The sequence below is a fragment of the Bradyrhizobium sp. genome (assembly GCF_035484855.1).
Classification (GTDB): Bacteria; Pseudomonadota; Alphaproteobacteria; order Rhizobiales; family Xanthobacteraceae; genus Bradyrhizobium.
Genome location: NZ_DATHOP010000147.1, coordinates 1 through 12,608, shown reverse-complemented (window position 1 = coordinate 12,608; position 12,608 = coordinate 1). Strand labels below are relative to the sequence as shown.

12 protein-coding genes are annotated in these 12,608 nt (G+C 62.3%); 3 read left to right on the top strand and 9 right to left on the bottom strand.

The window, feature by feature from the left end; all coding sequences use genetic code 11:
- The 4 genes from VK804_RS16480 to VK804_RS16465 all read right to left on the bottom strand — a co-directional run.
- On the bottom strand, window positions 1-1,350 hold a 1,350-nt coding region (locus tag VK804_RS16480), incomplete at its 3' end, for an efflux RND transporter permease subunit (RefSeq protein ID WP_325372097.1).
- A 226-nt stretch (window positions 1,351-1,576) separates the two neighbouring features.
- Complete coding sequence (gene eutC / locus VK804_RS16475) at window positions 1,577-2,407, bottom strand: ethanolamine ammonia-lyase subunit EutC (protein ID WP_325372095.1); 831 nt, start codon at window positions 2,405-2,407, stop codon at window positions 1,577-1,579.
- Window positions 2,355-3,941 carry a B12-binding domain-containing radical SAM protein gene (locus VK804_RS16470; RefSeq protein WP_325372093.1) on the bottom strand — a complete coding sequence of 529 codons (1,587 nt, stop codon included), beginning with the start codon at window positions 3,939-3,941 and terminating at the stop codon, window positions 2,355-2,357. The genes eutC and VK804_RS16470 overlap by 53 nt, the downstream gene beginning before the upstream one ends.
- Window positions 3,942-4,050: 109 nt before the next feature.
- A complete protein-coding gene (locus VK804_RS16465; RefSeq protein ID WP_325372090.1) occupies window positions 4,051-5,451 on the bottom strand; it encodes an ethanolamine ammonia-lyase subunit EutB in 1,401 nt (466 codons plus the stop codon).
- A gap of 295 nt (window positions 5,452-5,746) precedes the next feature.
- Between VK804_RS16465 and VK804_RS16460 the strand changes: the two genes are divergently transcribed.
- From VK804_RS16460 to VK804_RS16450, 3 genes are all read left to right on the top strand, one after another.
- Window positions 5,747-7,480, top strand: a complete 1,734-nt coding sequence (locus VK804_RS16460; protein WP_325372088.1) for a HAMP domain-containing methyl-accepting chemotaxis protein — start codon at window positions 5,747-5,749, stop codon at window positions 7,478-7,480.
- A 319-nt stretch (window positions 7,481-7,799) separates the two neighbouring features.
- Complete coding sequence (locus VK804_RS16455) at window positions 7,800-8,099, top strand: DUF3551 domain-containing protein (protein WP_325372086.1); 300 nt, start codon at window positions 7,800-7,802, stop codon at window positions 8,097-8,099.
- A 148-nt stretch (window positions 8,100-8,247) separates the two neighbouring features.
- Entirely contained in the window at window positions 8,248-8,676 is a 429-nt protein-coding gene (locus tag VK804_RS16450) for an NUDIX hydrolase (RefSeq protein ID WP_325372084.1), read from the top strand.
- 723 nt (window positions 8,677-9,399) lie between these two features.
- Here VK804_RS16450 and VK804_RS33030 read toward each other — a convergent pair.
- From VK804_RS33030 to VK804_RS16440, 5 genes are all read right to left on the bottom strand, one after another.
- The gene (locus VK804_RS33030; protein WP_414642799.1) at window positions 9,400-9,633 is read right to left on the bottom strand and encodes a DUF6719 family protein; all 234 of its coding nucleotides are present in this window, start codon (window positions 9,631-9,633) and stop codon (window positions 9,400-9,402) included.
- Window positions 9,634-9,702: 69 nt separating this feature from the next.
- Complete coding sequence (locus tag VK804_RS33025; RefSeq protein ID WP_414642800.1) at window positions 9,703-9,903, bottom strand: DUF6719 family protein; 201 nt, start codon at window positions 9,901-9,903, stop codon at window positions 9,703-9,705.
- A gap of 49 nt (window positions 9,904-9,952) precedes the next feature.
- The gene (locus VK804_RS33020) at window positions 9,953-10,222 is read right to left on the bottom strand and encodes a DUF6719 family protein (protein WP_414642798.1); all 270 of its coding nucleotides are present in this window, start codon (window positions 10,220-10,222) and stop codon (window positions 9,953-9,955) included.
- Window positions 10,223-10,351: 129 nt separating this feature from the next.
- A complete protein-coding gene (locus VK804_RS16445) occupies window positions 10,352-12,001 on the bottom strand; it encodes an ankyrin repeat domain-containing protein (protein WP_325372082.1) in 1,650 nt (549 codons plus the stop codon).
- Window positions 12,002-12,213: 212 nt separating this feature from the next.
- Window positions 12,214-12,608, bottom strand: a 395-nt coding sequence (locus tag VK804_RS16440; RefSeq protein WP_325372080.1) for an NAD(P)/FAD-dependent oxidoreductase, incomplete at its 5' end; no start/stop codon positions are given.

Sequence of the window (12,608 nt, the reverse complement as noted above, 5' to 3'; positions counted from 1 at the left end):
CTCGAGGTTGGCATACACCACGGCGAGACCGCCGACCAAGATCACCGCGATCAGGCTGTAGAGGCCGGGCCGGCTGACCATGCGCACCGCGATCCAGTAACAGAAATTGCGCAGTGCCTGCACGCCGGCGTCGGCGCCCTGGAACTTGGTGGCGAAGGTCTTTTCGTTGCGCACCAGCAGCACGCCGAATACCGGCACCAGCGACAGCACCGCGATCAACGCGATGATGGTGGCGGCAAGGCCCGCCTCGCCGAATTTGCGGATCAGGTCGGAATCCGAGAATTGCAGGGCGATGAACGAGATGCCGGCAGTGCCATGGGTGAGCACGCAGGCCGGCCCGACCACCATGATGGCGTTCTTGAACGCGGTGTATTTGTCCTGGCCCGCGATCAGGCGGTCGCGCGCCGCGAAGGTCAGCTGCATCGAGTCGGAGAAACTGATGACCATGATCAGCGGCGTCATCACGTTCAGGAACATGTTGAGGTTGAAATTGGCCCAGCCGAGGCCGCCAAGCGCCAGCAATATCGCGATCATCGGCGGGAACGCGGCGACGATCATGAACGATATCTTGCGGAAAAAGATGATCGCGATGATGCAGCCGGCGAGGATGCCGAGGATGTTATAGGTCAATCCGTCGCGCTCGACCGCGTTGCGGATCTCGAGCTGCATGACGGGCACGCCTGATAATTCCGCGGTGAGCCCACTGCCCTTGAGATCGTCGGCCATCATCTTTCTGATATCGCCGACGGTCTTGCTGAGCCCCTTGCTGGCAACAACTTCGGGCTCGAGCGACAGCACGATCAGCGCCAGCGTGCCGTCCTCGGACAACAGCTTGCCGCGGATGATCTCGTTGGATTTGACGGTCTCGATGAACTTGTCGTAGTCGGCGCCCTCAGGCAGTTCGGCCGGGAACAGCGCCGCCGGCAGCTTGCCAGGCGCCGGCGCCTGGCGCGCCGAGAACAGCGAAATCAGGCCGCGCGTGCCCTCGACCAGCTGCAGGTCGGTGACGAGGTCGCGCAGCTTTTCGAGGTTTTGGCGCTCAAGCAGCGTCTTGCCTTCGACCACGACCAGCACATCGTATTCGACCGCGGGAAAGCGCTTGGTCTCCGCCTCGTACTGCCGGTATTCCTTGGAGTTAGAGCGGAACAGCTGACTGAGCGAGTCGTCGATCTTGATACGATCGATGCCGAACAGGGCGCCGATGAACAGGCCGACGAGAACGATGCAGGACAGGATCGGCGCCTGGACCGCGATCAGCCCCAGTCGCTCCAGTCCGAAGGCGATGCTGCCCATCGGCCGCTGCTCAACCTTCTCGACATGGACTTCACTGTCGCTGTTCTTTTCGAGCATGCCTTGTCCAGTCCTCTCAATCGGCTCAAACGCTATAGCTTAAATTCCGGGGCGCGAATGCGGCCTCGAACGGGCCTCGATGATCGACGCTAGCCCTTGAAAACATAAGATAAATTTCGCGAGCCCGGTGTAGCAGGTCTTTGCTGCGTCTCGCAAGCGCGCTTGCCTCGCGCAAATCGACGCGCCGGATCGCGATCAGTGCCCGAGGGTCCTGGATTTGCGGCATTCAGCTTGAATTCACGGTGATTTGCCGCGGCAGTCGCTCGCCGCTTTCGTCCTTCAGCGCCACGCCGGTCAACTGCCGCGCCAGGCCCTCGCGAATGAGCCAGGCGATCCGGAAAGCGGCTTCATCATAACCGAGCCCGGCGCCGTGGATGTTGGAGATGCAATTGCGTTCGGCATCGCTGCGGCCGACCCTCGGGGCGTAGGTCAGATAGGCCCCGAGGCTGTCCGAGGCCGACAGGCCCGGCCGCTCGCCGATCAGCATCACGATCATTTGCGCGCCGAGGATGGCGCCGATCTCGTCGCCCAGCGCCACGCGCGCGCCGGTCGCAACCACGGTGCGACCCCATTCGATGCCGTCGTCGGCAAGTTGCGGCAACAGGCGCTGGATCAGCCGAACCGCATGCGCGTTGACCGCCGATGGCGACAGGCCGTCGCCAATGACGATCGCCAGCGGACGCGGTGCATGGCGGCTCGCCAACAGCTGTTTTGAGGCCTGATCGAGCCTTCGCCCGAGATCGGGACGCCGGAGATAATCGCCGCGCTCGCGCGCGAGGCTCGAGACTTCAATCGCATCGAGGCCGAGTTCGGTGAGGCTTGAGACGATCGCCGGCGCGTCGAAGGCGGCGTGAACGGCGTCGCGGGCGCGGGCATGGTCGAGCGTGAAGTCGAGCAGCGCCTTGGTCGGCAGACTGGCGCCGACGCGGCCAAGGCCGACGCGCGCCGGCGTGAGATGGCGCAAATCCGCCAGCGAGCGGCGCGGCGGCGCCGGCGTGTTCGGTTCATTCGGCAGGGACGGAAGCCTCGCGCAGCCGGATCGAATAGTTGGACGCATTCTGCTGGCCGACCGAGGCCGCGCGCGCGAACATGATCAGGTGGTGCCCGATCATCGCCGCGCCGATCAGCCCCTCGATGTCGCCGCGCTTCAGCCGGCCGAGCGCGAATTTCCAGAACACCTTCCGGTAATCGCCGAGCACGCCGACTTTCCAGAACAGGTTGCGCAGCATGATCAGCCCGCGCCTGATATTGGCCCAGCTCTTCATCTCGGGACTGACCGGCATTTTCAGCCGGTTGGCATAGGTATAGTCGCATTGATACTGGTAGCGCGCGTAGAGCTTCTCCGGCTGGTAGGCAAGCTCCATGCATTTGCGCCAGGCGCTGACGACCTGATCGTAGGGCAGCAGGAATTCCACGTTGGATTCGCGGCTGTCGTCGTGATTGAGCCGGTTCTCGCGTTCAAGCCGGTCCCACAGCGGCGTCTGCGGCAGCGCCTGCAGGAGATTGATGGTCAATAGCGGGATTTTGGACTGCTCGACGAAGGCCAGCAGTGCATCCGCGGTGTCGGGCTTGTCGGTGTCGAGCCCCATGATGATTCCCGACACCACCTCCATTCCGTAGGAGTTGATGGTGTGGATGCCTTCCATGATCGGGACCATCATGTTGTGGTCCTTCTGCATCGCCTTCAGCGCGTCGGGATCGGGCGTTTCGATGCCGCAGAAGATGGTGACGAAAAAGGCCTCGCGCATCTTTTCGAGAATTTCCGGCCGCTTGGCGATGTTGAGCGTTGCCTCGCAGGCCAGTCGCGTGACGTAACCGGTTCGCTTCTGCCACTCGATCAGATGCGGCAACAGATCGAGCGCCGCCTTGCGGTTGCCGATGAAATTGTCGTCGACGAAATACACCGTGTCGGTCATTCCGCATTCGCGCAATCTGTCGAGTTCGGCGATGATCTGCTGCGGCGACTTCAGGCGCGGATTGCGGCCGTACAGGCCCGGGATGTCGCAGAATTCGCACTGGTAGGGACAACCGCTGGAATACTGGATGCTGCCCAGGAAATATTTCTTGATCTCGGCGAGTTCGTAGGCCGGAATCGGAAACTCGGTCATCGCCAGGCGATCGACGGTCTTCAGCACCACCTGTTGCGCGGGCCGCGACGGGTCGGCCGCCAGCCGCGCGATCAATTCATTGGTCGCATCGCCGAGTTCGCCGACATGGAGATAGTCGAACGCGGGGTAGTAGTGCGGGCAGGCGCTGACCGAGGGGCCGCCGATCGCGACCGCAAGATCGAAGCCGTGCGCGCGATGGCAGATATCGTTCATCTGCTGGCGCTGGATGTGCATGCCGCTGACGAACACGGCCTCCGCCCATTCGAAATCTTCCCGGGTGGCCGGGCGCAGGTTTTCGTCGACGAAACGGACCTGCCAGTTCGCCGGCAGATAGGCGGCAATCAGCAATAGTCCCTGCGGCGGCATGAAGGCACTGACGCCGTCGGTCAGGGGGTAGGCGTATTCGAACGTCCCGAAAGCCGACGTATAGCGCGGGAAGACGCAGAGAATGCGCCGCATCGTCTTATTTGCCTCAGCCCTCATCGAACTTCCTTTACACGGCCTTCATGCTAGCCCGTCAAGGCTGGGCCATAAATTCCTCAACATTGTGGCAGTGCTTCTAATGCTGAGACGCTCCAAAAGTTGCTTGGGTTCAGACAACAGAGGCGTTCTCGGCAATGAGTTGCAGCGCAAAATCGGGTAATTGCCCGGAATTGCCGGCCAGCCGGAAGGCGGCATCGGCAAGGCCGGCACCCACCAGCCAATCGTCGAATTCCGGCGCCCGCTTCAGGCCGAACAGGTCGCGGATGTAGAGCGCATCGTGGAACGAGGTCGATTGGTAGTTCAGCATGACGTCGTCCGCCCCCGGCACCCCCATGATGAAGGTCACGCCGGCTGCCGCCAGCAGCGTCAACAGATTGTCCATGTCGTCCTGGTCGGCCTCGGCATGGTTGGTGTAGCAGACATCGACGCCGAGCGGCAGGCCGAGCAGCTTGCCGCAAAAGTGATCCTCCAGGCCGGCGCGGATGATTTCCTTGCCGTCATAGAGATATTCCGGGCCGATGAAGCCGACCACGCTGTTGACCAATAGCGGATCGAAGGCCCGCGCAACGCCATAGGCGCGCGCCTCGCAGGTCTGCTGGTCGACGCCGTGATGGGCATTGGCCGACAGCGCCGAGCCCTGCCCGGTTTCGAAATACATCACATTTTCGCCAACGGTGCCCCGCCGCAGCGAGCGTCCCGCCTGATGCGCCTGTTCGAGCAGCGACAGATCGACGCCAAAACTCCGGTTGGCGGCCTCCGTGCCCGCAATCGACTGGAATACCAGGTCGACCGGCAGGCCCTGCTCAATCAAGCCGAGCGTGGTCGTCACATGGGTCAGGACGCAGGCCTGCGTCGGGATCGCCAACCGCGCGATGATCTCGTCGAGCAGACGCAACAACCCGCCGATCACGGCCGGGTCGTCGCTCGCCGGATTGATGCCGATGCAGGCATCGCCCGATCCCAGCATCAACCCGTCGAGGATCGAGGCGGTGATGCCCTTGAGATCGTCGAAGGGATGGTTGGGCTGCAGCCGCGCGCTCATCCGGCCGCGCAGGCCGATGGTGTTGCGGAAGGCCGTTGTCACCTGGCATTTTTTCGCCACCAGGATGAGATCCTGGTTGCGCATCAGTTTTGACACTGCGGCGGCCATTTCGGGCGTGATGCCGCGCGACACCGTGCTCAGGACTTCCCTGTTTGCCGCATCCGAGAGCAACCAGTCGCGGAAGCCGCCGACGGTCAGCGACGAAATGCCTGAAAAGGCCGGCCCATCGTGGCTGTCGACGATCAGACGGGTGATCTCGTCGTCTTCGTAAGCGATGACGGTTTCCTGCAGGAATTGTTTGAGGGGAACATCCGACAGCGCGATGCGCGCGGCAATCATCTGCTCGGCGCTCTCGGCCGATATCCCCGCCAGCCGGTCGCCGGAGCGCGGCGGCGTCGCCTTCGCCAACAGATCGCGCAAGTCATCGAAGACATGGCTCGTGGCGTCGATGGTGTGACGATAGGCCATGGCGGCTCCAGACCGTCGGGGCGACGGCATCGCGATACTATCAGCCGGCAGGCTCGTATGCAGCGCCAGGCCAATTCCGGCCCGCGTCGCCGCGGATTTCCGTAATTATTTGATAATGATATTGAATTCTGCAATTCGCGACAGCTCATCTGCCGGGAAATGGCTGCTGGCGCGCCGCCCGCGACGGTAATATCTTACAATTATGGCGTGAAATTAAGAACTTTTACACTAAGACCCCGCATGGTTTTTGGGCGGCCGACGCTCGCTGTCCGGCCTCTCCGGAGCGGCTTAATTTATGCCTGAAACAGTGAACCTTGCGCGCCCGTCGCAGCTATCGCTCGCCGCCAAACTATATTCGATGTTCGCCCTGTTCGGGGTCCTGATCGCGACGATCGCGCTTCTGTCCGACTTCAACACCAGACGCAGCGCCGATCTGACCGGAGCGATCGAGACCGCCAACCGCGCAGCCCTCAACGTCGAGCGCGTCAATTCGCTGGTCTATGCGGTGGTAATGGAATCGCGCGGCGTCTACATGTCGAGCGAGCCCGCCGACGTGAAGAAATACGGCGAAGGGCTGTTGAAGTTCAACGACAAGATCCTCGGCGTGGTCAAGAGCTGGGAAGCCATCGTCCAGGCCGACGACGCCGAGCAGTTTGCCGTCTTCAAGAAACGCATCGAGCAGTTCATCGAATTCCGCAAGGAACTGGTTCGCCGCGGCATCGAGATCAACGCCGCCGCGGGCCGCGAATGGGGCGACAACGATGCCAACCGCGCGGTGCGCTCCGCCCTCAACGCGGACCTGGAAGCGCTTTCCAAGGTCTATGCCGAACGCGGCAAGCAGATCGCGCACCAGGGCGAAGTCAACCGCGTGATGGCCCTGGTGCTGACCGGCCTCGGCGGGCTGGCGCTGGTCATGGTCGTCATCGGTGTCGTGTTCATCTTCCGCTCGGTGGCGCGACCACTTTCCACCATCACCACGACCATCAAGCAGGTCGCCGAGGGCGACGAGAAGGTCGAGGTTCCGCATACCGATCGCGGCGACGAGATCGGCGCGCTGGCCCGCGCAATCCGGATTTTCCAGGAGGCGATGAACCGCAACCGCAACCTCAATTCGCAGGTCTTGCGCGACTCCGAGGCCCGCGAGGAACGGGCGCGGCACGTCGAAAGCTCGGTGGAAGCCTTCCGCGGCGCGATCGGCAGCGTGCTGCACGCGGTCACCGCCAATGCCTCGGCGATGCGCGAGACCGCGCAATCCATCTCCAGAGTGACGTCGGATGCAAGCGAGCGCGCCGTGGCCGCCGCCAGCGCCACCGAGCAGGCCTCCGGCAACGTCTATGCGGTGGCGAGCGCCGCCGAGGAACTGTCGGCTTCGGTCGAGGAGATCGGCCGGCAGGTCCGCCAATCCGCCGGCGCGGTCGAACAGGCCGGCTTGCGCACCGAGAAATCGGTCGCCGAAATCGAGAGTCTCGCGGCGGCGACGGCGCGCATCGACGGCGTGCTCAATCTGATCCAGACCATCGCCGAGCAGACCAATCTCTTGGCGCTCAATGCCACGATCGAGGCGGCGCGCGCCGGCGATGCCGGTCGCGGCTTCGCGGTGGTCGCCCACGAGGTCAAGGCGCTGGCCGAACAGACCGCCAAAGCGACGTCGGAAATCGGCCAGAACGTCGGCCTGATCCAGACCTCGACCAGGAATGCGGTCGACGCGGTGCGCGAAATCGGCCAGGCCGTGCATGGCATCAATGAGGTCACCTCGAATATTGCCGGCGCCGTCGGCCAGCAGGACGCCGCGACCCGCGAAATCTCGGCGAATGCGCAATCGGCAGCCCAGGGCAATGAAACCCTGGTCGCCAATATCGGTTCGCTCCGCGATGCCATCGGCGAGACCAACAAGGCGGCGTCATCGGTACTGACGGCATCCACCGATCTCAACGCCACGGCGGAAACGCTGTCGAGCGAGGTCGACAAGTTCTTCCAGAATCTGCGCGCCGACCCGATCGCGGACGACAAGCGACGCACCGGCACATAGCCAGGGCGCGAACCCGTCAATTCAGAGTGGTCGACGCACATCCGCCGTGGTGCGCATTCCGGACTCGAGTCGGGCATTGCTGCACGGCCAAAAATGCCACAAGCGGAAGTGACGCGCTCCGTTCGAAAATCTCGTCGGGCCGCCCTATCAGCCCTGTCCGAGCTGCAGAGGAAGTGGTGTCCCACTTACGCCCATCACGGTAAAATCCGCGCGTCGAATATACCCGATGAGTAGCGCATCCAACAATTGTTGTCGTTTTGTAACTTGTTCCGAGGCCGCTAACTGTGTTCGGTAAAACCTGCAAGCTCCGAAGGGGGGTATGATGCACGGGCCAGCTTGGTTAGTCCTCGGGATAGCAATGATCTTCGCCGCATCGCCGGCATGGGCTCAAAGGTACGATCCGAAATATCCCGTTTGCAAGGAAGTAAACGATGGGCAAGGCAGCCGCATCGAATGCTTTTTCACGACAATGGCGCAGTGCAAGGAAGGGACCTTGGGGGGCGCGGCCGGGTTGTGCATCAATAACCCCTATTACGTGGCACCCGCGCCAGAGGCGGCGCCCGCCGCGCAAACGACGCCCGCACCCTCGCCGACCCCGGCCAGATCGTCCCGGCACTGAGCGCCCGGCGACGCGCCATGTCCGTTCGATGCCAATTTCGAAAGTGATCCGCCCGCCGCGATGTCGCGAAATCGATGATTGTGCGACGGATCGATATTGGCTCTACTAGGCCATATACCCGTTCGCCAGTCGCGAGAGATTGTTCGCGATGCAAGATCAAATCGCCAGAACTGTCGGAGCACTGTTCATCAGCCCGGATGGAAAAGTGCTTCTCGGCCTGCGTGCGCCCTCGAAAAAAGTTTGGCCGCGCCATTGGGATACAATCGGCGGACGCGTTGAGGACGGCGAGAGCCTTGATGAGGCGCTTATCCGTGAAGTTCAAGAAGAAGTTGGGGTAACGCCAGCTCAGTTTAGACTAATTACAACAGTCAGAGAGTCGCAGCCTGAAATCCATGGAGATGCGCTGCACCATGTTTATGCCGTAACAGGTTGGCACGGCGGCGACCCGGCCAACGTCAGCGACGAGCACACGGAGCTGAAATGGTTCAGCATCAGCGAAATGCTTCTTCTGACGAACATCGTGGATTCCGACTATCCTCTATTTGCCCAGCTAGCCATGACGGGCAAGGCAACCTAAGGCGTGCAAGCCAGACTCCATTCTGAGCATGGGCCGGCCACTTCCGGTCCGTCCCCAACTCCGGACATTCTCAGCGCCCGTCGGCATGTCTCCGAGGGCGCGGCATCGCTTCCGCAAGAACGGGGGGCTGGAACAGAAGCATGGAATGCTGCAACACTCGACGAGCGGCACACGCGTGAGCTGACGTCGAATCTTTCAGATCACGGCTCGGCGGCGGGCAAAAATGTCGAGAGGTAGCTCGTTCGTTCTCGTAACCTTGCCGAGCGGCGCGATCAGGAAGGCAAGCTGATCTGCGGTGGGATGCTTCACCTTTGAGGGCCGTCCACTATCCTGGAGTCGCCGGTGGGCGTCCAACCAATCCAGCAGCGGCTCGTTATCGCCCTCGGTCCAATGGGCGATGGCCGCTTCATCGCACCATCACATCAATTTCGGCATCAACGCCAAGTGGAGCCCGGCATTGCGGTAGACTTTCATCGCGGCATCATCGTCCTAGCCCGTGATGGTCCGAAGCGTTCTGCGTTCTGCACGAAGCAACCGTCCGGTCCGAAATCTCGGCGTTCGCGCCGCATCCGACGCCATCCGCAGGCTTTGCAAAAATGCCAACGGATAGAAGCGCCGCGATGCGATATGCAGGCGTGTCAACGAAACGAACATCTGGTTCCTTCGGTCGGTGAGTGCCCGAATGCGCGATCGTAATTCAAGCGCCCAGCCGGGGTCTCTCCGTCATCTCCGAATGCATTTTCTCGTGGGAGAGCCGTAGGGGGCATCGACGCTGCCTACGGCAGCTTGCGCGGTAACTTGCTTGATTTGGCCCTTGGGGCAGCTTCCATCATCAACAAGAACAACCGTGCCTCTATTCATCATCATGGGCTCCCGTTTGAGCACCGTCTGCGCATTGCAAGACCCGCTTGCGGCAAGCGACATGGCCACGGCCGCTGTTGCGACAATCCACTTCATCTTTGCCTCCTCCCGATTTGTGCAATTGCCCTCGCAATTAATAAAAAGGGGCAGCCCCGGGCTTCTCCATCATCGCCGAATGCATTTTGTGTCGCGCAGCGGAACCCCGGGCATGGGGTTACCGTGCGTTACGGTTACCATCTTGATCCTGCCCTTCCCGCAGGTGCCATCATCGACGAGAACCGAGGTCCCGTTTCTCATGTCCAGAGGTTCCTGCTTGACGACGACCTGAGCGCGGCAGGTATCGCTCGCGGCGGCAAGCAAGATCAACGCGGCCAGTTGGGTCAAAGGCGTTTTCAAGGCGAGACCCCTTCTGCCATTAATCGATTACTGGTCCGGCGTTCAACGGACGTGCAACACAGGTTCGGGTGCGCTGGGGAAGGCCCGCTCGTTCATTACCGTTGCCGCCGGTGGCGGTTATCAACTTGATCTTTCCCTTCCCACACGTGCCGTCATCCACAAACACGGTTGCGCCGGTTCTTAGTTGGCCTTCCGTCGGTTCTCGGTGGGTTATTACTTGTGCGCTGCAAAGGCAGCCCGCAGCAACCACGAGAGTCAGAGCTATCGATGCAGTAACGATCGTTCTCATATCCCCCTCCCATCATCCGGCATAAAATGCCGCTTTATAAAGAGGCATACTGCTCCCGTTCGCCAAAACAGACCAGTGCTCAGTTTCGAGTTGGCCCCTCGAAACTGAAGTCTATCCGACGTCATCCACTCACGGCGCGGCGTCCGATTTCAGCAGCACTTCGCTGACCTCGTCGGAGAACCTCTTGCTGCGTCCGGCGACGAGCACGCATTCGGGATTCTCCTGGTCCGGGATTGCCCGCGGCATGCCGTGATCGAGCAGCGCCCGCGCGCAGCCGACCCAGTCGCCGCCCTCGACCGGCTCGTTGCAGGAGGCCCATGACAGCGTGCCGCAGGCGTTGTCGCCGTAGCCGTGTTCCTCGGTCCAGCGGGCGCCGTGCTCGAGCAGGAATCGCGTCAATCCGGCGTTGCCGCGAAACACCGCATGATTGAGCGCGGACGCGCTCCAGTCGCCGCCACGCACGGCGATGGGCCAGCCCAGTCTCACCATCAGCCTTGCGCTCTCGTCGGCGCCTGCCGCCGTCATGTCCGGCAACAGCCGCAGCTGCCTCTCGGTGAGACTCGCGGGCAGATCAGGCCGCCTCGAGCCGACGCGGCGGGCCTCCGCCTCGTCGCCGCGCGCGCAAGCGGCGATGAACTGTTCCTCTTCCGGGATCGATTCGACTTCAACTTTCCCACGCAAGAGTTCGGCGACCTCGCTTAGTCCGAATTGCAGCGCCAGCCGGTAACCCGTGATTCCGTCCGGCGTCGCGGCCGACGGATCGGCGCCGGCATTCAGCAGCGCCTCGACATGTTCGCGGGATCGCCGCCGCCGGATCGCCCACAACAGCGGCGAGCCCCAGTCAGCCAATGGCGAATTCCGCGCAGGCTCGTTCGGATTGCCGCCATGCTCGAGCAGGAGTTTCAGCGCGGCGGGGTTCTCCAAATCGAGCGACCGGTAGATGGCATTGGTGCCCTCGATCCCGGCTCCGCGCTCCAGCAGCAGGCGGGCACAGGGGAGGCTCTCCAGCGAATGGTACAGCGATTCACCGTCATCCGGATCGGCGCCGGCATCGAGCAGGAGTTTTGTCAGCGCGACATCGTGATTGCTTCCAGCGGCGCCGTAAAGCGCGGACAAGGGATAGCGATCGTCGGGCTCGCTCAGCGACGCCGGCTCCCAGCGGCTGAAAATGCGCTGGTTGGGATCGGCACCGCAGGAGAGCAGGAATTGCGCGCACCGATGCAGGCGATCGCGAAACTCAGCTACTTGCAGCAGGCTGGATTGGGTGATGGCCACGAGCGGCGGCAATTTCAGTGGGCCGCCCGGTCGATTGATCCAATCGGGCTCGGCTCTCGTCGCCCGCCGCAAAGCATCCTCATCGCCGACGGCGCAGGCCAGATATGGGCTGCCTTCCGCAAGTTGAGGATTTTCCGCCAAGACCCGCGCCGCGACGCGCGGGTTCGCGCGATCGACCGTGCCGTCAACGTCACCGGCATAGACCAGCCCAAGCCAGCGCAGCACACGGGCCGCGTTCTCCATGTGGGAGGTCGATTGCACCTCGACGTAGCGCTTCAAATCCGTCCAGGATGCAAAGCCGTGGTCGCGCGCCACGGCCGATTGGGCGTCATGCAGGCGAAGCCCCAGCGCGGCGATCTCCTCATCGCTGCGGCCTGCGGCGACGGAAAGTGACTGGCGAAATCTCGCGATCGCCTGGGCGTCGCGGCTCCGATAAAGGCGGATCAGTTCCTTGGCTTGTTTCTTGAGATGCTCGAGATTCAAACGATCGGGCGATCGGTTCATTGCAAAACCTCCGTGCTTGAAATCGCCGACGGCCCGCAATACCGGCTGCACAAAGGCTCTATGCTCTATTCATAAGCTGCAAGTGGGTTCAACCCTTCCCGCGGGCCCGGGAGCGGCTTGCACCGCGATCCCCATATTATGGCGGACAACCGGTCCGATCAATCCCGTCCAAAATGATCACGGATGTTTGTAGCACGGTCCTGAGCCAATCTTCAGACGTGATGCCCCGCCGCGTATCCCGACGACCACGCCCATTGAAAATTGAAGCCGCCGAGATGGCCGGTGACGTCGACGACTTCGCCAATGAAATAAAGCCCGGGCACGGACCTGGATTCGAATGTCTTCGACGAAAGCTCCGTGGTGTCGACGCCGCCGAGGGTGACTTCCGCGGTGCGATAGCCTTCGGTCCCGTTCGGCCTGACACGCCACTGTTTGACGGCCGCGGTCACCTTCGCCAGCAGCGCATCGGAGAAATCGGCGATCCGTTCCGGACCACCGGCTGTGTCCGCGACGGTGCGCGCCAGCCGCTTCGGAATAAAGCCCGCGAGCGCGGTCGCCATTTCCTGCCGGGGATGATCGCCGCGCATCTTCTTCAGCCCGGCCAGAA